Below are 20,076 nucleotides of genomic sequence, written 5' to 3' on the forward strand. Positions count from 1 at the left end.
GGGCTTCATTCTTCCCGAAATACTCAAATCCCCCGGCGGCGGCGCAAACCACCGCCGGGGAGAGGTCACATCAGTTGCAATTGCTCTCGATGTTGTTCTCCGCCTTGTAAGCAGCGGAGTCCTCATCGATCAGCGGCTGGATGATCTCCATATCCGTGGGTGCGAAATCCGCGATCTGCACGAACTCACCCGCCGCCGCATCCCACTGCGTCACCGCCACAAGACCGTCGCCACCGTGGTTTTCACACGACACGGTGAACTCCGGCCCAAAGCCCGGCACACCATTCGCCGCCATGATCTCCTCGGTGATGACGAGGTTCTCCATCCCATCGCGCATCTGACCGCTGGTGATGTCGGCCACGCCATGCATGTCCTGCGCAACTTTCACGGCCTCAGCGGCCAGCATCGCGGCATAGAGCCCACGGTTGTAGGGCACAGTGCCCAGCTGATCGCCCGCACCGGCGGCCTTGCCAGCCTCGACCACATATTGCCGCAGATCGTCATAGAGCGGGAAGTCATCACCCACCGCCGACATCGACAGCGCCTTGTAGCCGTTGGCCTTGTCGCCCGCCGGCTCCACGTCGATCTCGGCACCCGACCACCAGATGCCGATGAAATTCTCCATCGGGAAGCGGATGTTCGCGGCCTCCTGGATCGCCACCTGGTTCATGACGCCCCAGCCGTACATGATCACGTTGTCAGGCCGCTCGCGGCGGATCTGCAGCCATTGGCTCTTCTGCTCCTGCCCCGGGTGATCGACGGCGAGCAGCAAGAGCTCAAACCCGTGCTTCTCCGACAGCTTCTCCAGCGTGCGGATCGGCTCCTTGCCATAGGCGGAGTTGTGATAGACCAGCGCGATCTTCTTGCCCGAGATATCGCCGCCGTTCACATCCAGAATATGATTCACCGCCGCCGAGGCGCCGTTCCAGTAGTTGGCCGGGTAGTTGAACACATGGCTGAAGACATCGCCGTTTGCGGCAGAGGTCCGGCCATAGCCCATGGAGTGAATCGGGATGTCATCCGCCGTCGCCTTCGGGATCAGCTGATAGGTGATGCCGGTGGAGAGCGGCTGATAGACCAGCGCGCCTTCGCCCTTCGTGCTCTCATAGCACTCCACACCCTTTTCGGTGTTATAGCCCGTCTCGCATTCCACCACGCGGGTCATCACCCCGCCGATGCCGCCATCCCGCTCGTTCAGCAGGGTGAAGTAATCGGCATAGCCATCCGCAAAGGGGATGCCCCCCGCCGCATAAGGCCCGGTGCGATAGCTCAGCGATGGAAAGACAAGATCCGCCATCACGGGGCTTGCCGCCATCAGGCCCGCCACGGCCCATGTACCCAGTTTGTAGTTCATCGGTGATACCTCCCTTGGTTTTTGTCCGACGTGCCGGTGGCCCGGCTCTGTTTTTCTGTTGGGGGTGGCCTGAAAGCCCACCCCACCTGGCAGTTGCTCAGTGCGGGAACGGCCACAGCCGCAGCTTCTCCTTGGCGATCCGCCAGAGCTGCGCGAGCCCGTGCGGTTCCGCAATGAGGAAGACGACGATCAGCCCGCCCACGATGACGAGGTTGAGATGCGCCACGATATCCGTGGGCCAACCCAGCCAATCCACCCCGATGATCTTCAGCGCCACCGGCAGCAGTACCAGGAACGCCGCCCCCGCGAAACTGCCGAAGATCGAGCCCAGACCCCCGATGATGATCATGAAGAGCACGAGGAACGACTTGGTGATGCCAAAGGCTTCGCCGACTTCCACAGCACCCAGATAGACCGCGAAGAACAGCGCGCCCGAAATGCCCACGAAGAAGGAACTCACCGCAAAGGCTGTCAGCTTGGCCTTCAGCGGGTTCACCCCGATGATCTCGGCGGCGATGTCCATATCGCGGATCGCCATCCACTGCCGCCCGACCGATCCACGCGTCAGGTTGCGCGCGACGACCGCCGAGAAGATCGTAAAGATCAGGCAGAACATATACGTTGCCCAGGCCTCGGTATTCGGCCCGGTGATCAGAATACCGAAGGTGTCCCGCTCCGGCGCGTTGATCTGTCCCGAGGCGGAATAGTTATAAAACCAGCTCACCTTGTTGAAGAGCCACACCAGGAAGAACTGTGCGGCCAGCGTCGCCACGGCCAGATAGAACCCCTTGATCCGCAGGCTCGGCAAGCCAAAGAGCACGCCCACCATCGCCGTGATCCCGCCGGCCAGAAGCACATGGATGAACATGCTGACCTCCGGGAACCCGGTCATCAGCTTGTAACAGGCGTAGGCCCCCACAGCCATGAACCCGCCGGTGCCCAAGGACACCTGCCCGCAGTAGCCCACCAGAATATTCAGCCCGATCGCCGCAATCGCATAGATCAGGAACGGCATGAAGATCGAGTTGACCCAGTAGTCATTGATCACGAAGGGGATGATCACCACCGCGATGAACAGCACCGCATAATACCGCCACCGGTCGAACTTGATCGGAAAGGTCTGGCTGTCCTGCGGGTAGGTGGTGCTGAAATCTCCGGCTTCACGATAGAACATTATGCAACCTCCGGAAAAATTCTCTTAATGAATCTGGGCACCCAATAAAGCGCGCCAAGCGCCAAGAGAAACCGACCACTGACCGCCAGAACGGTGATGACCTGTAAGGTCGACGGATAGCCTTGGCCCGAGGCGGTCGTAACAGCGCTGATCTGAATCATCATGCTCAAGGCCAAGGCGACAGTCGTCATGAACAGACCGACGACCAGCAGTTTGTACATTGTACGATCAACCCCCGTCATGCACCCACCCCCAGCCTGGTTTTCTGTGGCGAATGGATACTGGGACGCCGCAAACTCCAGCCGTTAACCACATCACAATCTTCCACGGAATCTCCCAATTTCGCCCCATTTCCCCTGCCACACATTCCAGTGGGGGCAGGAGTGGACGAAATGACAGCCATCCTGAACGATCTGCGCGAGCTCGACGCCCGTCTGAGCCGCGGCGAGATCACAGATGTGGAATATACGGCCCAACGGGCCGCGCTGATCGACAGCATCGACGTCGTCGACACCGACTTTGTCGAGGTCGACACCCCCTCCGCACGCCCGGAGCAAAAGCTCTCCGGCTCGATGACCTGGGGCTTCGGCATCGTGCTCTGCCTCGGCATCATCGGTGTCTGCCTCTGCTTTGCCATGCTGATCTTCGGCGACATGAACCTGGCACTGACCCTCGGTGTGACGATCCTCGCGGCCCTCACGGTCGCCCTCTTCCGCTCGTTGGAGGAATAGCGCGCATCCCCGGGCCGCTGTCCCCTGCCGACACCGCAGACAGGGCTCCGCTCATTGCCGGGCTGAAAACCTCCCCCGGAGGGTTTTGCAAGACGCCGCAATCCGGGGCTCCGCCCTTTGAGGACACGAAAAGGTCCACTGGACCTTTTCAAGAATTTGTCCTCAAACCCGTTCAATGATCTTCTCCCCGAACAGGCCCTGCGGACGGAACACCAGAAACACCAGCGCCAGCATATAGGCAAACCAGTTCTCGGTGGCGCCCCCCAGATAGGGCTGTCCGATCAGGAACTCGAACAGCTTCTCGCCCACCCCGATGATCAGCCCGCCCACAATCGCGCCGGGGATCGAGGTGAAACCGCCCAGCATCAGCACCGGCAGGGCCTTCAACGCAATCAGGCTCAGCGAGAACTGCACGCCCGACTTCGCCCCCCACATGATGCCCGCCACAAGCGCGACAAATCCCGCCAGCGACCACACCAGGATCCAGATAAAGTTCAGCGACACACCGACGCTGAGCGCCGCCTGATGGTCGTCGGCCACCGCCCGCATCGCGCGCCCCTGCTTGGTGTATTGCGCAAAGGCCACCAGCGCTGCGACCAGAATGATCGCCACAATGCTCGCCACGATGTCCAGATTGTCGATGAAAAACCCATAGCCGAACCAGCCGAAGGTCACCTCGTCGATGGTCTCATTAATGCCCTGCGGCAGGCCCACATCCAGCGTCTTGATGTCCGAGCCCCACATGAGGTCCCCGACCCCTTCCAGGAAATAGGCCAGCCCGATGGTCGCCATGAAGAGGATGATCGGCTCCTGCCCCACGAGGTACCTGAAGATGAACCGCTGCACCATCCAGGCGAGCAGGATCATCACCCCCACGGTCATCACAATCGCCAAGAGCGCCGGCAGCTCCCAGCCAAAATAGTGAATCTCGGTGCCGAAAATCGCATTGATCAGATGGGCAAAGGGCACCTGCCCATTCATGATCCCGTACAGGGTCATGGCCGCAAACAGCGCCATGACCCCTTGCGCAAAGTTGAAGATGCCGCTGGCCTTGTAGATCAGAACGAAGCCCAGAGCGACGAGCGCATAGAGCACCCCCGCCATGAGCCCGTTGAGAAATACCTCGATGGTAAAGGCCAGCTGTTCCGGCATCAGTTCGCTCCTTGCCCCAGCAGAAGCCGCGTGTGCTCGCGCTCCGGCTGATACGAGACTTTGAGCCGGGTCAGACCCGCCTCGCTCAGGTTCCAGTTCAACGTGATCTCCGTCACCCGCCCGTCTTCACGCGGGGCGGCCAGGAAAACGGCGGCATAGGCGCGCGGCATTTCCCGTTTCGAGACCGGCTCAAACGGGGCCGTGGCCGCGAACAGCGCCCCTTCCCCCTCGCGCCAGTCGCGATAGGCGAGCAACAGATCGGAATACGCCATCCCGGTCATCAACAGCTCGCATGACGGATACTCATCGCCATACACCACAGCCACCTGCGGGTTCGGCGTGGTGAGATACCCCAGCGTGACCTGCGTCAGCTCGCTCGCCGCAAACCGCGCCCGCGCGCCACTGGGGATTTCGCGCAAGGTGGACCGGTCCAGCGAGGCCGGATCCTCCAGATAAGCCGCGCAATAGGACTGATAGAGATCGCAGGTTTCCTGCATCGCGGGCGTCGGTTGCCCGCAAAACTGCGGTGCCGCCTCGGCCTCTGTGCCCATGAACACTAAACTTCCAAGGGCGCATGCCCCTGCTAACAACCACTTACTCATGTGTACCCTCCAAACGGTATCCATTGTCCGTCTGCTCTCTGACACCGGCGAAACCGTGCCGATGCGTGCTCAAGGACAGGACCGCCGGCAGACAAAGCGGGTTCTTGCCCATTTTGCCTTGGTACCACGGAAACAATCCGCCGATGGTTAACCTTTTGTTCAAAAAATATAACAGAAAGAGAAGGTTCGTGAGGGTATGGTTGGTCTGCACAATGGGTGGGCACGCTGCCTTCGAAACAGGGGCAAAAGTCTTGTCCCGCTGCAACAAAAGAGGTGCGGCGCACCTATGAAGAGTGTTCGACCAACTCATCAATTCACTCATCTCCTTGCGGCATCAATCGAGTCGCACGCAAACCACGACCCCGCGTCTGGCTTTCGATGAGAATAAAATCACCTCGAAACTCTGGGACGGCATAGAAAGCGACCCACCCTGCAGCTTTTTGCTCTCCTCCGACATAAATCGCCTGTGTGTCTGCGATGAAGGCAGTCAAAAACTCATCCGGCAAAACATCTCTGAAAAAGATCGAGCAATGATATGTCAGCCCATCGGGATCGACGCTTTGGCCGACGAAGACGGCAATCGGTAAGGGCGGCTCATCAGGTGTCAACGCAAGATACCCAGAGTAGTCGGTTACCTCCGCTTCGATCTGAGGAACGAAGACTTGAAGCTCCTCGTTAGGGATTACCTCCCAACCGAAGCGAGTAGCTAGTTCACTCACCTGATCCAAATCGAACATCTCATTCAGACAGAACCCGTAAAAAGCGCTAAGCGCAGAGTTGGTCTGATTTTCCACCAACTCCTCGGCGAGCGCGGGATATGAACAGAGCGTTACAACACCGACCGCCACGCACCGACGTAATACCGACGTGATACCGACGCAAAACCGATGCGCCACCGACGGGGCCATTTCAGTCATGGGCGACCCCCAGATAGGCGTCGATCACCGCCTGATTTCCACGCACCTCATCCGGCGTCCCGTCGCCGATCTTCTTGCCGTAATCCATCACGACCACCCGGTCGCTCAGGTCCATGACCACGCCCATGTCATGCTCGATGAGCGCGATGGTCGTGCCGAACTCGTCATTCACGTCGAGGATGAAGCGGCTCATGTCCTCTTTCTCCTCGACGTTCATGCCCGCCATCGGCTCGTCCAGCAGCAGCAGCGACGGCTCCGCCGCTAGCGCCCGCGCCAGCTCCACGCGCTTTTTCAACCCGTAGGGCAGGCGCGACACCGGCGTCTTGCGGATCGCCTGAATTTCCAGAAAATCAATAATCTTTTCAGAAACTTCCCGGTTTTCCGTCTCCTCTTTCTCCGCCTTGCCCAGCCAGAACGACTGCGAAAACAGCCCCGTCTTCATATGGGTCAGCCGCCCGGTCATCACGTTGTCGAGCACGCTCATGCCTTCGAAAAGTGCGATGTTCTGAAACGTCCGCGCAATCCCCTGCTGCGCCACCTGGTAGGGCTTCATCGGGGGCCGTGGCGCGCCCTTGTAATAGACCTGCCCCTCCTGCGGGACATAGAAGCCCGAGATGACATTCAGCATCGAGGATTTGCCCGCCCCATTCGGCCCGATGATCGCCCGGATCTCCCCTTCGCGGATGTCAAAAGAGATGTCCTTGATCGCCTCAACCCCCCCGAATCGCAGGGTAATATTGCGCATCTCCATGACCACGCCACCGATCTTGCGGCCGTCCTCGGTGGTATAGCCTTCGGTCTGATCAAGCATGTCGTGCCCCTCCCGCGCGGTGCTTGCGCGAAACGTTAACCACTTTGTGTTTATGGTTGTCGCGGGAGCAGCAAAAGGAACCGCGGCCATGTCGAACGACTGGGAACGGAATTGCCTGATCGAAATGGCGCGCAGCCACAAACGCGCAGGCCTGAGCCGCGCCGCGGCCATCAAGGACATCAACGCCGCCCTGCGCGGATTTTCCACACATTTCCACATCAGCCGCGCCGTCAGCGCCGCGTACAACGGACCAAAAGCCAGCATCTGACCACCCCCTGCGGGAGGGTGGGCGGGGCGATGGCGCAGCCGAGCGTCGTCCCATCATTCCGCCGCCATCTTCTGAGCCACCGCCTGAACGGCCGCTGACCGCACTTCCAAGGTGGCCGAAATCGACCCCTTGCGCCCATCCTCATAGGTCACTTCCGTGACCGTGCTGACCGACGTCGACCCGTCATAGAGCGCGGCAATGATATCGGAGTATTTCTCTTCAATGATCCGGCGGCGCACCTTGCGCGTGCGCGTCAGCTCGCCGTCATCCGCATCCAACTCCTTGTGCAGCACGACGAAGCGGTGCACCTGACAGCCCGACAGCATGTCGTCCTGCGCGACCGAGGCGTTCACCTCCTCCACATGGCTCTGGATCGTGTCCATCACCTGCGGGTGACGCGCCAGCTCCTGATAAGAGGCGTAACCGATGTTGTTCCGCTCCGCCCAGTTGCCCACCGCCGTCAGGTCGATGTTGATGAAGGCCGTGCATTCATCCCGCCCGTTCCCGAAGACCACGGCTTCGAGAATGTTGGGGAAGAACTTCAGCTTGTTCTCGACATATTTCGGCGCAAAGAGCGCGCCTGACGCCATCTGCCCCACGTCCTTCGCGCGGTCGATGATGCGCAGATGCCCGGTGTCTTCCTCGACGAACCCCGCATCCCCCGTGGCCACCCAGCCCTCGGCATCCTTGGTGCCCGCCGTGCTCTCGGGGTTCTTGTAATACTCCACAAACACCCCGGGCGAGCGATAGAATACCTCGCCATTCTCCGCGATCTTCAGCTCGACACCCGGGCAGCAGACACCCACCGTATCGCTGCGCACCTCGCCATCGGGCTGCGCGGTGATGAACACCGTCGCCTCGGTCTGACCATAAAGCTGTTTGAGGTTGATCCCCAAAGACCGATAGAAATCAAAGATTTCCGGGCCAATGGCTTCCCCCGCGGTATAGCCCACCCGCACGCGGGAAAACCCCAGCGTGTTCTTCAGCGGACCATAGATGAAGAGCTCTCCGAGGTTGTACTTGAACCGGTCCCACTGGCTCACCGACTGCCCATCCAGGATCGCCGGTCCCACCTTCCGCGCCTGCGCCATGCAGACGTCAAAGAGCCACTTCTTGAAACGCCCCGCATCCTCCATACGGATCATCACATTGGTCAGCTGCGTCTCGAACACGCGCGGCGGCGCGAAGTAGTACGTCGGCCCGATCTCGCGCAGGTCCACATGCATCGTATCCGCGCTCTCCGGGCAATTCGTGCAGAAGCCCGTCCACATCGCCTGACCCACCGAAAAGATGAAATCGCCGACCCAGGCCATCGGCAGATAGGCCAGAATATCATCCGTCTGGCGCAAATCATCGAATTCAGAGGAGGACTTCGAGGTCTCGATCACATTGCGATTGCTGAGCACCACACCCTTGGGCTTACCCGTCGTCCCCGAGGTATACAGCATCACGCAGGTGCTGTCGTAATCCAGCCGTGCCTGCCGCGCTTCCAACTCGCCCAAGAGTTCATCGCGCTTGGCCCGCCCCACGTCCTGAATGTGGCTGTATTGATGCAGGCGGGAATGGTCGTACTTCCGCAAGCCGCGCGGATCGAGGTAGATCATCTGCTCGAAATTCGGCAACTCCGCCTGCACCTCGATGACCTTGTCAACCTGCTCCTGATCGCCTGCAATCACAAAGCGCGCACCGCAATGGCCCAGCACGTACGACATCTCTTCGGCGACCGCGTCCTGATAGAGCGGCACCGGCACAGCGCCGCACATCTCTGCCGCCACCATCGACCAATAGAGATAAGGCCGGTTGCGTCCGATGACGGCGACGAAATCGCCCTCGGCCACGCCGAGATCCAGCATCCCAAGCGCCAGTGCTTCAACCTCCTCGCGCGTCTCCGCCCAGGTCCAGCTCTGCCAGATGCCATACTCCTTCTCGCGATACGCGGGCGCGCTCGCAAACTCCGTGGCATTGCGGTGCAGAAGCGCCGGGACGGACTGCAGCCCGCCAGCGCCTGTCGTGCGTTCACTCAACTGTTGTCCTCCCAGACCTTGCCTTTTTCAGACAAGCGCCGCGTGTGCGCGGTCATACAGATAACAATGTGTCTTTTAGGGTCGGCGTCAACTTTTTCGTCATGATTTCTCAATCCTTACGAATTGTTACACCGCCCGGTTTCGAGTTGCCGACAATGCAGATTTTCCTCACCCGATTCCATGATAGGATCGCGCGGCGCAGCATCCGGCAGGGGAGGGGACGTGGCCGTTACAGACAGCAGACGACAGGAGCTGATGGCCGCCGGGCTCAACCTGATCGGCCAATCGCTCACGATCTACGATTCCGATCTGCGGCTGGCGGTCTGCAACGGCCCGTTCCAGCGCATGTTCGATCTGCCGGACGCGCTGGTCACCCCCGGCGCCACCTTCGAAGACACCATCCGCCATCTGGTGAACCGCGGTGAATACGGCGAAGTGGCCGACGTCGACGCTTTCGTGACCGAGCGGGTCGAGCAGGCCCGCGCGTTCGAGCCGCATTACATGGAGCGCACGCGCTCCAACGGGCGCATCATCAGCGTCGAGGGCGCGCCACTGCCGCAGGGCGGTTGGGTTACGGTCTACACCGACATCACGCGCACCAAGCAGCAGGAAGCGCTGCTGCAAAGCCGCTCGGAGGAGCTGTCGGACCAGCTCAACACCTATGCCGAGGAACTCTCCAGCACCAACCGCGCGCTGGCGGCGATGAACGCCGCCCTGCAGGAGGCCAAGCGCGAGCTGACCGAGATCGAGGCGCGCACCCGCCTGACGACCGAGATGATGCCCGCGCATATCGCCCATGTGGATGCCTCCGGCCACTACACCTATTCCAACCGCCAGCTCAGCAGCGTGATGCCGGGGCGGCCCTCCGACATCTCCGGCATGCACATCAGCGACGCGCTTGGCGCCTCTGCCTACAACCGGGTTGCGCCACATCTGAGCACGGCCTACGACGGGCAGCCCTCCGTTTTCGAGTTCACCGATGATGCCAGCGCCCGGCGCATCCGCGCGGCCTTCACGCCGGATACGCGCGGCGGCGTCTACATCCTGTCGATGGACGTCACCGCCGAGATGCAGGCCCGCGTCGCGCTGCAGCAGACGCGCCGCCGTGCGCTCGCCGCGCAGATCACCTCTGGCCTCACTCATGACTTCTCGAACCTGCTGACCATCATTCTGGGGCTGCAATCGAAGCTTCTGCGCCAAGACGGCCTGCCGCCGGACGTGCGTGAGATGGCAGGTGGCACGCTGGCGGCCGCGCGCCGGGGCGGCACCTTGCTCAGCAGCATTGCGGGCATGACCGCAGACCGGACCCTGCGTCCGAGGGCGACGGACCTGCGGCACCTGATGGACAACCTGCGCACGCTGGCCGACCACACATTGCCCGCGGGCGTGACGCTGGAGATCGACAGCACCGCCCCGAACCAGACGATCATGCTGGACGCCGGCATGGCGACCGACAGCCTCCTGAACCTCATTCTGAACGCCCGTGACGCCTGTGGCGCAACCGGCCGTATCCGGGTGACCCAGCGCATCGTGCACAACACCTGGATCGAATGGCAGGTGAGCGATACCGGCCCCGGATTTTCCGACCGCGCATTGAGCCACGGCTTTGACCCCTTTTTCACAACCAAGGGCGCCGAGGGCTCCGGTCTCGGACTGCCCATGGTCTATGACATGACCAAGCTCGCGGGCGGCGACTTGCGGCTGGAGAACACCGGGCAGGGCGCGCGCGTGGTGCTGCGACTGCCCTACCGACCTGCCGCCCTGACCGAACAGGCGCTCGTCTTGCTGGTGGAAGACCGCGACGATTTGCGCGCGCTCTACCGCGACATGCTGACCGGGCTGAACCACTCCGTGATCGAGGCGGCCAGCGCCGACGAGGCCAGCGCCCTGATGGCCGATCTCCCCGAGATTTCGCTGGTTCTGTCGGATATCCAGCTGGCCGGTGAGGCCACGGGAATCGACCTTGCCGAGCGTCTCACGGGCGTTGTGCCGGTTGTTCTGATGACCTCCCTGCCCCCCGATGATCCGCTCTTCCAGAGTGCACAGAAAGCGGCACCCTTGCTCCAGAAGCCCTTCGGCGCAGACACGCTCGACGCGCTCCTCACCCATCCTGCAAAAGCCATCGCCTCATGACCGCCCCTCTTGTCACCATTCTGGACGACGAACCTGCCATCCGCTCCATGCTGACCGACGCGCTGGAGGACGCGGGCTTCCGCACGCTCAGCTTCGCGCGCGCCCAGGCCTTCACCGCCGCGCTGGCCCAGCATCAGCCCGATGTCTGTCTCGTCGATCTGTCGCTGCCCGATACGGATGGGCTGACGCTGGTGCACAAGCTGGCGCTGGAGCAGGGCGCCATCGTGATCATCATCTCGGGCCGCGCGCTTGTGCAGGACAAGGTCACGGGGCTGGAGCTCGGAGCCGACGACTATATCATCAAGCCCTTCGATCCGGCGGAGGTCGTCGCGCGCATCCGCGCCCGCCTGCGCACGACCAGATCTGCGGCGGCGACCGGACAGACGGCGCGCTTCAACGGATGGCAGGTGCTGTTCGACCAGTACATGCTGGAAGACGCGGGCGGTGCCCAGACCCCGTTTTCGCATGCCGAAGGCGAGGTGCTGCGGCTGTTTCTGGAAAATCCAAAGCGTCTGATCAGCCGCGCGCAGATGCAGGATCATTTGGGCGGCGCGGCCAGCGAAAGCTTTGACCGGGCGATGGATGTGCGGATCTCCCGGCTGCGCACCAAGCTGCGCGAAGACCCGAAGAACCCCCGGTTGATCAAGACGATCTACGGTGCGGGCTACATCTTTCTGGGTGACGTCACCTGGCAGTGAGGCGTTTCATGCGATCGGGAACCTTCAATGGAAGGTCTCCATGCCCACCTCCTCGCACGAAAACTGCACCCTGACCTTGGAGAAGGGAGCGCCCTCGCCCCCATCGAAGGGGCTCGGGCGCTGCCCGGCGCTGCCCGCCGGGCGCGACATCCCAACCGGTGTCACACAGATAACAGGCGTATCGAGGACCTCACTGTTTCAGCCACCTATGGGCCATGGCGCTCCTTGGGCACGTCTCGAAGACATCGCCACATGGCGAGACATCCGAACAGACAGGTAGGGTGGGCTTTCAGGCCACCCTAGGCCAGCGAGGCCACCGCATCGGCCAGCACTTTCAGCCCGACCACCAAGTCGTCCTCGTCGGTATCTTCCTCGAAGGTATGGCTCACCCCGCCAATCGACGGCACGAACAGCATCGCCACCGGCATCAACCGCGAGACATTCGTCGCATCATGCAAGGCCCCCGATGGCATCTTGCGCCAGGTCTCCGGTGCATGCACCCGCGCCGCACGGCACAAGGCCTCCTGCAGCCCCGCATCCATATGCACCGGCTCCAACCCCAGCATCGGCCCGTAGGAGAGCTGCATCCCGCGCTGCGCCGCCACCTCCTGCGCCGTCCCGCGGATGATCCTCTCCATCCGCGTCAAGCGATCCACATCCGCATCGCGCCACTGCATCGAAAACACCGCCCGCCCCGGCACGATGGAGGACGCATTGGGGTGCAGACTCACATGCCCGATCGTCCACACCGTCTGCGGTGTGACCACGTTGCGCAACCGCTCCTCCAGCAGCGCATTGAAGGCCGACACCGCCTGGAACGCATCCCGCCGCAGGTGCATCGGCGTCGTGCCCGCATGGTTCTGCTGGCCCTCGAAGGTGATCTTCATGTCGCGAATACCGACGATATCGGTCACCACCCCGATCTGCTCATGCGTCGCATCAAGCGTCGGGCCCTGCTCGATGTGCATCTCCATGAACCCGGAAAACTGCGTCGGATCCACTTGGCCCGTGACCATATCGGCCATCGCCGCCCGCGCCTCGGCCAGCGTCACGCCGGCATGATCACTCAGCGTATCGGCCTTCTCCATCGACAAAAGCCCCGACCACACAGTCGACCCGGTGGTCACGCCGAACCGCCCTTCCTCATCCTGAAAGGACACCACCGATACGGGCGGCCCACCCGTCGCCTGGCTTGCGCGCGCCACCTCCAGCGCCGCAACCACCCCAAGCGCACCGTCGAGCCAGCCGCCCTCCGGCTGGCTGTCACTGTGCGAACCCATCAGGAGCGATGTGCCCTCGGCGAGGCCAAAGACATTGCCCATCGGGTCCACCTCGACCTGCAGCCCGGCGTTTTCCATCCGACCCGCCAACCACCGGCGCGCCGCAATGTCGGCCTCGGAATAGGCGGGCCGCACCACACCCTTGCCCACATCCGCAGCGCCAAAGCCGCGCAACTCATGCAAATCAGCCAGAAAACGATCGGGATCAACCACGCGCGCACCCTCCTTCGTCGGTCCGTCAGACCCTACGCCCCGCTGCCGACAAAGAGAAGATCACTCAGCTGCGACAGCGCCTTCGGCTTTCTCTACACGCACGGCAGAGAATTTGAACTCCGGGATCTTGCCGAAGGGGTCAATGGCCGGGTTTGTCAGGATGTTCGCCGCCGCCTCCACATAGGCGAAAGGCACAAAGACCATATCCGGGGCCACTGCGCGATCTTCCCGTGCCATGATCGAGATACTGCCGCGCTTGGTCGTCAGCACCACGTGCTCGCCCGGTGCCACGCCAAGTTTGCGCAGGGTGGAGGGGTGCAGCGAGCAATTCGCCTCGGGCTCCAGCCCATCCAGCACCGCCGAGCGGCGGGTCATCGACCCGGTGTGCCAGTGTTCCAACTGCCGCCCTGTGGTCAGGATCATGGGATAGTCTTCATCGGGCACATCGTCGGGCGCAATCACGCTGGCTGGCGTAAAGCGCGCGCGGCCCTCGGGGCGCGGGAAGCCATCGCCAAACACAATCGCCTGCCCCGGGTCCTCCGGGCTCAGCGACGGGTAGGTCACCGCATTCTCACCCACCAGACGATCCCAGGTGATGTTGTCGAGGCTGCGCATATTCTGCGTCATCTCGGCAAAGACATCCGCCGGGCTTTCATAGTCCCATGGCAGACCCAGCCGCTTGGCCAGTTCCACCTCGATCCACCAGTCCTCCCGCGCGTCACCGGGAGGCGACACCGCAGGCCGCCCCATCTGCACCTGCCGGTTGGTGTTTGTCACGGTGCCCGTCTTCTCGGCAAAGGCGCTGGCCGGCAGGATCACATCCGCATAATTCGCCGTCTCGGTCAGGAAGATGTCCTGCACCACCAGATGATCGAGCTTGGCCAGCGCGCTGCGCGCATGCTCTAAATCGGGGTCCGACATGGCCGGATTTTCGCCCAGCACATACATGCCTTTGATCTTGCCCTCATGCACCGCGTCCATGATCTCGGTCACGGTCAACCCGCGTTCATTCGAGAAATCCGCCGTGCCCCAGACCTTGGTGAAGGCCGAGCGCACACCGTCGTCCGTCACCGGCTGGTAATCCGGCAAGAACATCGGGATCAGTCCCGCATCAGACGCGCCCTGCACGTTGTTCTGACCGCGCAGCGGGTGCAAACCGGACCCCGGCCGCCCCACCTGCCCGGTCATCAGCGCCAGTGAAATCAGGCACCGGGAATTATCCGTGCCATGGATGTGCTGCGACACACCCATACCCCAGAAAATCATCGCGGCCTTGGCGCCTGCGAAGGTCCGCGCCACATCGCGCAGCACTTCCGGTTCAATGCCGCAAATCGGCGCCATCGCCTCGGGCGAGAAATCCGCCAGATGCGCCTTCTCGGCCTCCCAGTTTTCGGTATAGGCCTCGATGTACTGCTGGTCGTAAAGCTCTTCCTCGACGATCACATGCATGATCGCGTTCAGCATCGACACATCCGCGCCGGGCCGGAATTGCAGCATATGCGACGCGAACCGCTTCAGCGCCTGCCCGCGCGGGTCCATCACAATGAGCTTGCCACCGCGCTTGGCGAACTGTTTGAAGAAGGTCGCGGCGACGGGATGGTTCTCGATCGGGTTGGCCCCGATCACGATCGCCACATCCGCATTCTCGATTTCATTGAAGGTCGCGGTCACGGCGCCCGAGCCCACATTCTCCATCAGCGCGGCGACCGACGACGCATGGCAGAGGCGCGTGCAGTGATCCACGTTGTTGTGGCCAAAGCCCTGCCGGATCAGCTTCTGGAAGAGATAGGCTTCCTCATTGGTGCATTTGGCCGAGCCAAAGCCCGCAATCTCGCGCCCGCGGCCCTTCATACCCGCAGCCGCAAAATCCAGCGCCTCCTCCCAGCTGGCCTCGCGGAAGTGGGTTTGCCAATTGCCCGGATTCACGTTCAACCCCTTGGCAGGCGCGTCCTCGCGCCGGATCAGCGGCTTGGTCAGGCGATGGTCGTGGTGGATATAGTCGAACCCAAAGCGCCCCTTCACGCACAACCGCCCCTCGTTCGCCGGGCCGTTGATCCCTTCGACATATTTGACCTTGTTGTCCTTCACCTTGAGCGAGACCTGACAGCCCACCCCACAGAAGGGGCAAATGCTTTCGACCTCCTGGTCAAAATCCGCGCTGTCGCCCACCTGGTTCTCATCCACAACCGTCGACGGCATCAGCGCCCCGGTCGGACAGGCCTGCACACATTCGCCACACGCCACACAGGTGCTCTCGCCCATCGGATCGGCCATATCGAAGGTCGGATAGCTGTCATGCCCGCGCCCCGCCATGCCGATCACATCGTTCACCTGCACCTCACGGCAGGCCCGCACACAAAGCCCACATTGAATGCAGGCATCCAGGTTCACGCTCATCGCCACATGGCTGTCGTCGAGCAGCGGAATGCGCCCCTCTTCCAGCTTCGGAAAGCGGCTCTCGCTGACGCCATTCAACTCCGCCATCTCCCACAGATGGCTGGACTTGTCGTGCGCCACCTCTTGCTCCGGCTGATCGGCCAGCAGCATCTCGACCACCATCTTCCGCGCACCCTCGGCGCGCGCGGAATTGGTTGTCACAACCATCCCCTCAGAGGGCTCCCGGATGCAGGAGGCCGCAAGCGTGCGCTCGCCGTCGATCTCCACCATACAGGCGCGGCAGTTCCCATCGGGCCGGTACCCCGGTGCTGGCTTATGACACAGATGCGGGATCACCAGCCCACGGCCATTGGCAACCTCCCAAATGGTCAGGCCTGCGTCGGCCTCAACCTGCTGACCGTCCAGTGTAAACGTGATCTTGCCGCTCATCGCACCGCCCTCCCGGAAACCTCCGCCCGACTATAAGGGTAGCACATCCACCACCGTAGCCCCAATCCCGACCACTCGCATGAGATTCACGCCACCCGCGTTTCCGATAGAGAACAGCCGTTCCTTCATTCTTCCGAAAATACTCGCCCCGCAGGGTCCACCCTTTCCACCGCGCCATGGCTCGCCTAAGAAGAGCGGATGTCCCACATCACCCTCATACGCCACGGCCAGGCCAACTCCGGTGCTCAGGACGAGGCCAGCTACGACAAGCTCAGCAGCCTGGGCCACCAGCAATCCGCCTGGCTCGGCGCCCACCTGCGCGAGCGCGGCCAGCACCACGCGCGGCTCTATACCGGCACGCTGAAACGCCACGTGGAAACTGCCGCCTCGATGGACATTGGCCTCGAGCCCGTCCGCGATGCGCGCCTTAACGAACTCGAATACCTCACCCTCGCCCGTGCGCTGGAGGCCGAACACGGCATCCCCTTTCCCACCGACAACGCCAGTTTCACCACGCATCTGCCACAGGTCTTCCAGTACTGGCAGGACGACAAGATCGACGGCGCGCCGGAGCGTTTCGCCGACTTCGAGGCCCGCGTCAGCGCCGCGCTCACCGAGATTGCCGAAGGCGACGGCCCCGCGCTGGTGGTGACCTCCGGCGGGCTCATCTCCATGGCCATGCGGCAGGTCCTGCGCCTCGACATCACCGCCATGGCGCAGATGGCGCTGGCGATCTACAACACCTCGCAGCACCGGCTCTTCCCCATCGGCGGAACCCTTTCGCCCACGATGTTCAACGCCATCCCGCACCTCGAAGCACCCGACCGGCACTACGCCCAGACCCACGTGTGAAAGGACCCGCCCATGCGCCTGCACTACGCCCCCCGCACCATCTCCATCGCCGTTGCCATTACGCTGGAAGAGGCGGGCCTGCCCTATGAGGCGGTGCCGGTCGACTTCGGCGCGGGCGAGCAGAAGGGCGATACCTACCTCGCGCTCAACCCCAAAGGCCGCGTGCCGACGCTGGAGACCGACAGCGGCACGGTGCTCACCGAGACCGGCGCGCTGCTCGACTACATCGCCGCCCTCGCCCCCGGCGCAAATCTGGCCCCGAGCGATCCGGAACGCGCGGCCCAGATGCGCAGCGTCATGTACTTCCTCGGCACCACCATGCACGTCAACCACGCGCATATGCGCCGCGGCGACCGCTGGGCGACCAAGAAATCGAGCCTCAATGACATGATCGCAAAAACGCCTGAAAACATGGCAGAAAACGCCCGCTACTTCGTGAGCGATTGCCTTGAGGGCGACTACGTGCTGGGCGACGAGTTCTCCATCGCCGACCCCTATTCCTACATGCTCTGCAGCTGGCTCGAACGCGACGAGGTCTCTCTTTCCGACTTTCCGGAGGTCGCCGCCTATCTTGAGCGCATGGAGGCGCGGCCCTCGGTGCAGACGGTCAAAACCAAAGGCATGCTCTGATGCCGCACCTCTGGCTGCGCGCCGAACACCGCGACAATGAGACCCGCGTCGGGCTCACGCCGAAAGGTGCCGCCGCGCTTATGGCATCAGGCATTGAGGTCAGCGTCGAAGCCTCCCCCAACCGCGCCATCCCCGACCAGGCCTACGCCGACGCCGGTTGCGCCATGGTGCCGAGCCAAAGCTGGCCCAACGCCCCGCGCGACGCGATCATCTTCGGCCTGAAAGAACTGCCCGACGATGGCACACCGCTGCCGCACCGGCACATCATGTTCGGCCACGCCTTCAAGGGCCAGCCTGCCGGCCTGCGCCTGTTGCACCGCTTCAAGGCGGGCGGCGGCACGCTGCTCGATCTGGAATATCTCACGGACGACACCGGCCGCCGCGTCGCCGCCTTCGGCTACTGGGCGGGCTATGCGGGCGCCGCCGTGGCCCTGAAATGCTGGTCCGCCCAGCGGCGCGGCACCCGCGCAGGCCCCATCGGCAGCTACGACAGCTCCACCCACCTGCTGACCGAACTTCAGGCCGAGCTTGTGGCCACCGGCAGCCACCGCCCCAATGCGCTCATCATCGGCGCGCTGGGCCGCGTGGGCACGGGGGCCGCAGACCTCTGCACCGCCATGGGCGTCGCGACAACCAAATGGGACATGACGGAAACCGCCTCAGGCGGCCCCTTTCCCGAGGTGCTCGCGCACGATCTTTTCTTCAACTGCATCCTCGCCCGCCCCGGCACGCCCGTCTTTGTCCCCGCTGACGCCACCACACGCCCCCGCCAACTGAGCGTCATCGGCGACATCGCCTGCGACCCCGACAGCGATTTCTCCCCCATCAAACTCTACGACCGCACCACCAGCTGGGACGCTCCGGCCCTGCGGGTCCACGACGACCCCGTGCTCGACGTCACGGCCATCGACAACCTGCCCTCCATGCTGCCGCTGGAGAGCAGCGAGGACTATGCCGAACAGCTGCTGCCCTCCCTCATGCAGCTCAAAGCCGCAGACGCCCCCGTCTGGACCCGGGCCGCACAGACCTTCCGCGATCACGTCGCCCGGCTCTGACCATCGCCCGCTTCATTCTTCGCAAAATACTCCCGCCGGAGGCGGATCCAGCCGCCAAACCTCAGGAGAAAATCCGAAAATAAAGCCAATCCGGCAAAAGCTGGCTGCCCCGGAACACCAGCGAAAAGAGCCACGGAAAGCTCACCTTGAACTTGCGGCCATTCATCTGACGAAACATATGCTCCGCCGCGTCCTCAGGTGTCATCAGGAACGGCATCTTGAAGTCGTTCTTGTCGGTGAGCTGCGTCTTGATGAACCCGGGGTTCGCAACCTGCACCTGCACCCCCGTCTCCCGCAGATCCGCATACATGCACTCCGCCAGAGACATCGTGCCCGCCTTCGACGCCGTATAGCCGATCGACCCGGGCAACCCGCGGAACCCGCTCAGGGACCCGGTGATCACGATATGGCCCGCGTCCCGCCGCACCATGCCGGGCACCACCGCCCCCATCACCCGCACCAGCCCGGTGAAATTGATGTCGGCCATGGCCGTGGCCTGCGCCGCATGCCATTCCTGCGCGCCGAACGGCCAATAGACCCCGGCCAGGAACACGACCCCGTCGACAGGCCCGACCGCCTCCGCCGCCTGCGCGACACTGTCGTCATCCGACACGTCCACAATCTGATAGCTGCCTTCGGAGGGCAGGTCCGCCACAAGCGCTTGCAGCTTGTCCTCCGACCGGGCCGAGACAATCACATGCGCACCCGCAGCACTCAGCCGCCGGGCCAGCGCCGCACCCAGCCCGTCTCCTGCACCGACGAGCCAATAGCGTTTGCCGGACCAGTCCCTCATGCAGCATCCTTGGGCCGCATCGTCGCCACCAGCTCCGCCACCTTGATCCCGAACTTGCGGAACTGCGAGCGATTCATGATCGTGCCATTGGGCGTCAGATACATCCAGTCCACCGTGTCGAGCACATGCCCGCCGGATCCTTCCGGCAGCCGAATGCGATAGTTCAACAGCACCGTCGGCCCGGTCTGCCGCCCCGATCCCTGCCCCACGACATCCTCCGCCGTGGCCTTGATCGCACCGCTGTCATGCAGCTGCAGATGCCACTCCCGCTGCTGGGTGCTGCCGTCGTCATAGACGAAATGCTCCTTCATGGACCCGCGGTCCCCCTCCCAGGCACAGTCGAAATCGGCAACGAACCGGCTGCTGACCCGCCCGGTCGGTCCATAAATCACACCTTCACAGAGCATCGGTCCATTGAGGTGCTTGCGGATGTCGAAGTCAGGTGTACCGTCTTCGTAGTCCTCGGGCTTCTGCGCGGTGAACCCCATCATCCGCCGACTGATCACGAACACCAGAAGGGCCAACAGCGCACCGGTGATCACATACATCCAAGCCGTCATCGC

General features: G+C 62.7%; 19 protein-coding genes. 7 read left to right on the plus strand and 12 right to left on the minus strand.

Annotated elements, in window-relative coordinates; genetic code table 11:
• Positions 1–70 precede the first annotated feature (70 nt).
• The 3 genes from Q1A71_RS15095 to Q1A71_RS15105 form a co-directional block, all read right to left on the minus strand.
• A complete protein-coding gene (locus Q1A71_RS15095) occupies positions 71–1,354 on the minus strand; it encodes an ABC transporter substrate-binding protein (RefSeq protein WP_299677845.1) in 1,284 nt (427 codons plus the stop codon).
• A gap of 97 nt (positions 1,355–1,451) precedes the next feature.
• Complete coding sequence (locus Q1A71_RS15100) at positions 1,452–2,528, minus strand: branched-chain amino acid ABC transporter permease (RefSeq protein ID WP_299677847.1); 1,077 nt, start codon at positions 2,526–2,528, stop codon at positions 1,452–1,454.
• Positions 2,528–2,749 (minus strand): hypothetical protein, encoded by a 222-nt coding sequence (locus Q1A71_RS15105; RefSeq protein WP_299677850.1) that lies wholly within the window; start codon positions 2,747–2,749, stop codon positions 2,528–2,530. Before Q1A71_RS15105 ends, Q1A71_RS15100 begins: the two co-directional genes overlap by 1 nt.
• A gap of 171 nt (positions 2,750–2,920) precedes the next feature.
• Here Q1A71_RS15105 and Q1A71_RS15110 point away from each other — a divergent pair, with 171 nt between their 5' ends.
• Positions 2,921–3,259 (plus strand): SHOCT domain-containing protein, encoded by a 339-nt coding sequence (locus Q1A71_RS15110; protein ID WP_299677853.1) that lies wholly within the window; start codon positions 2,921–2,923, stop codon positions 3,257–3,259.
• Between the two features lie 162 nt (positions 3,260–3,421).
• Here Q1A71_RS15110 and Q1A71_RS15115 read toward each other — a convergent pair whose 3' ends face one another.
• The 4 genes from Q1A71_RS15115 to Q1A71_RS15130 all read right to left on the minus strand — a co-directional run bounded on the left by Q1A71_RS15115 (position 3,422) and on the right by Q1A71_RS15130 (position 6,741).
• On the minus strand, positions 3,422–4,411 hold the full coding sequence (locus Q1A71_RS15115; RefSeq protein ID WP_299677856.1) for a branched-chain amino acid ABC transporter permease: 990 nt from the start codon (positions 4,409–4,411) through the stop codon (positions 3,422–3,424).
• Positions 4,411–4,968, minus strand: a complete 558-nt coding sequence (locus tag Q1A71_RS15120; RefSeq protein ID WP_299677859.1) for a hypothetical protein — start codon at positions 4,966–4,968, stop codon at positions 4,411–4,413. The genes Q1A71_RS15115 and Q1A71_RS15120 overlap by 1 nt, the downstream gene beginning before the upstream one ends.
• A gap of 359 nt (positions 4,969–5,327) precedes the next feature.
• Positions 5,328–5,930, minus strand: a complete 603-nt coding sequence (locus Q1A71_RS15125) for a hypothetical protein (RefSeq protein ID WP_299677862.1) — start codon at positions 5,928–5,930, stop codon at positions 5,328–5,330.
• A complete protein-coding gene (locus Q1A71_RS15130; RefSeq protein WP_299677865.1) occupies positions 5,923–6,741 on the minus strand; it encodes an ABC transporter ATP-binding protein in 819 nt (272 codons plus the stop codon). The genes Q1A71_RS15125 and Q1A71_RS15130 overlap by 8 nt, the downstream gene beginning before the upstream one ends.
• A gap of 88 nt (positions 6,742–6,829) precedes the next feature.
• On the opposite strand from Q1A71_RS15130, the gene Q1A71_RS15135 reads away from it, so the two are divergent.
• The gene (locus Q1A71_RS15135) at positions 6,830–7,009 is read left to right on the plus strand and encodes a hypothetical protein (protein ID WP_299677868.1); all 180 of its coding nucleotides are present in this window, start codon (positions 6,830–6,832) and stop codon (positions 7,007–7,009) included.
• 53 nt (positions 7,010–7,062) lie between these two features.
• On the opposite strand, the gene Q1A71_RS15140 is transcribed toward Q1A71_RS15135, so the two are convergent.
• Positions 7,063–9,033: an AMP-binding protein gene (locus tag Q1A71_RS15140; RefSeq protein ID WP_299677870.1), complete on the minus strand. Its 1,971-nt coding sequence runs from the start codon at positions 9,031–9,033 to the stop codon at positions 7,063–7,065.
• 222 nt (positions 9,034–9,255) lie between these two features.
• On the opposite strand from Q1A71_RS15140, the gene Q1A71_RS15145 reads away from it, so the two are divergent.
• Positions 9,256–11,166 (plus strand): PAS-domain containing protein, encoded by a 1,911-nt coding sequence (locus Q1A71_RS15145; RefSeq protein ID WP_299677873.1) that lies wholly within the window; start codon positions 9,256–9,258, stop codon positions 11,164–11,166.
• Positions 11,163–11,864 (plus strand): response regulator transcription factor, encoded by a 702-nt coding sequence (locus tag Q1A71_RS15150; protein ID WP_299677876.1) that lies wholly within the window; start codon positions 11,163–11,165, stop codon positions 11,862–11,864. Before Q1A71_RS15145 ends, Q1A71_RS15150 begins: the two co-directional genes overlap by 4 nt.
• Positions 11,865–12,163: 299 nt before the next feature.
• Here Q1A71_RS15150 and Q1A71_RS15155 read toward each other — a convergent pair whose 3' ends face one another.
• Entirely contained in the window at positions 12,164–13,357 is a 1,194-nt protein-coding gene (locus tag Q1A71_RS15155; RefSeq protein WP_299677879.1) for a Zn-dependent hydrolase, read from the minus strand.
• 60 nt (positions 13,358–13,417) lie between these two features.
• The gene (gene fdhF / locus Q1A71_RS15160; RefSeq protein ID WP_299677882.1) at positions 13,418–16,183 is read right to left on the minus strand and encodes a formate dehydrogenase subunit alpha; all 2,766 of its coding nucleotides are present in this window, start codon (positions 16,181–16,183) and stop codon (positions 13,418–13,420) included.
• A gap of 198 nt (positions 16,184–16,381) precedes the next feature.
• Here fdhF and Q1A71_RS15165 point away from each other — a divergent pair, with 198 nt between their 5' ends.
• The 3 genes from Q1A71_RS15165 to Q1A71_RS15175 are packed head-to-tail and all read left to right on the plus strand — an operon-like array spanning position 16,382 to position 18,720.
• Positions 16,382–17,035 carry a histidine phosphatase family protein gene (locus tag Q1A71_RS15165; RefSeq protein WP_299677885.1) on the plus strand — a complete coding sequence of 218 codons (654 nt, stop codon included), beginning with the start codon at positions 16,382–16,384 and terminating at the stop codon, positions 17,033–17,035.
• Positions 17,036–17,047: 12 nt separating this feature from the next.
• Positions 17,048–17,665, plus strand: a complete 618-nt coding sequence (locus tag Q1A71_RS15170) for a glutathione S-transferase family protein (RefSeq protein WP_299677888.1) — start codon at positions 17,048–17,050, stop codon at positions 17,663–17,665.
• Positions 17,665–18,720: a saccharopine dehydrogenase gene (locus tag Q1A71_RS15175; RefSeq protein WP_299677891.1), complete on the plus strand. Its 1,056-nt coding sequence runs from the start codon at positions 17,665–17,667 to the stop codon at positions 18,718–18,720. The genes Q1A71_RS15170 and Q1A71_RS15175 overlap by 1 nt, the downstream gene beginning before the upstream one ends.
• 61 nt (positions 18,721–18,781) lie before the next feature.
• On the opposite strand, the gene Q1A71_RS15180 is transcribed toward Q1A71_RS15175, so the two are convergent.
• Entirely contained in the window at positions 18,782–19,513 is a 732-nt protein-coding gene (locus Q1A71_RS15180) for an SDR family NAD(P)-dependent oxidoreductase (protein ID WP_299677894.1), read from the minus strand.
• A complete protein-coding gene (locus tag Q1A71_RS15185; protein WP_299677897.1) occupies positions 19,510–20,073 on the minus strand; it encodes a DUF3833 domain-containing protein in 564 nt (187 codons plus the stop codon). Before Q1A71_RS15185 ends, Q1A71_RS15180 begins: the two co-directional genes overlap by 4 nt.
• Positions 20,074–20,076 lie beyond the last annotated feature (3 nt).

The sequence above is a fragment of the uncultured Roseobacter sp. genome (assembly GCF_947493125.1).
Lineage (GTDB): Bacteria > Pseudomonadota > Alphaproteobacteria > Rhodobacterales > Rhodobacteraceae > Roseobacter.

Bases quoted from the DNA above. Each gene is read 5' to 3' on its own strand.
- Q1A71_RS15095 (WP_299677845.1), bottom strand. From the start codon at position 1,354: ATGAACTACAAACTGGGTACATGGGCCGTGGCGGGCCTGATGGCGGCA.
- Q1A71_RS15100 (WP_299677847.1), bottom strand. From the start codon at position 2,528: ATGTTCTATCGTGAAGCCGGAGATTTCAGCACCACCTACCCGCAGGAC.
- Q1A71_RS15105 (WP_299677850.1), bottom strand. From the start codon at position 2,749: ATGTACAAACTGCTGGTCGTCGGTCTGTTCATGACGACTGTCGCCTTG.
- Q1A71_RS15110 (WP_299677853.1), top strand. From the start codon at position 2,921: ATGACAGCCATCCTGAACGATCTGCGCGAGCTCGACGCCCGTCTGAGC.
- Q1A71_RS15115 (WP_299677856.1), bottom strand. From the start codon at position 4,411: ATGCCGGAACAGCTGGCCTTTACCATCGAGGTATTTCTCAACGGGCTC.
- Q1A71_RS15125 (WP_299677862.1), bottom strand. From the start codon at position 5,930: ATGACTGAAATGGCCCCGTCGGTGGCGCATCGGTTTTGCGTCGGTATC.
- Q1A71_RS15130 (WP_299677865.1), bottom strand. From the start codon at position 6,741: ATGCTTGATCAGACCGAAGGCTATACCACCGAGGACGGCCGCAAGATC.
- Q1A71_RS15135 (WP_299677868.1), top strand. From the start codon at position 6,830: ATGTCGAACGACTGGGAACGGAATTGCCTGATCGAAATGGCGCGCAGC.
- Q1A71_RS15150 (WP_299677876.1), top strand. From the start codon at position 11,163: ATGACCGCCCCTCTTGTCACCATTCTGGACGACGAACCTGCCATCCGC.
- fdhF (WP_299677882.1), bottom strand. From the start codon at position 16,183: ATGAGCGGCAAGATCACGTTTACACTGGACGGTCAGCAGGTTGAGGCC.
- Q1A71_RS15165 (WP_299677885.1), top strand. From the start codon at position 16,382: ATGTCCCACATCACCCTCATACGCCACGGCCAGGCCAACTCCGGTGCT.
- Q1A71_RS15170 (WP_299677888.1), top strand. From the start codon at position 17,048: ATGCGCCTGCACTACGCCCCCCGCACCATCTCCATCGCCGTTGCCATT.
- Q1A71_RS15175 (WP_299677891.1), top strand. From the start codon at position 17,665: ATGCCGCACCTCTGGCTGCGCGCCGAACACCGCGACAATGAGACCCGC.
- Q1A71_RS15180 (WP_299677894.1), bottom strand. From the start codon at position 19,513: ATGAGGGACTGGTCCGGCAAACGCTATTGGCTCGTCGGTGCAGGAGAC.
- Q1A71_RS15185 (WP_299677897.1), bottom strand. From the start codon at position 20,073: ATGACGGCTTGGATGTATGTGATCACCGGTGCGCTGTTGGCCCTTCTG.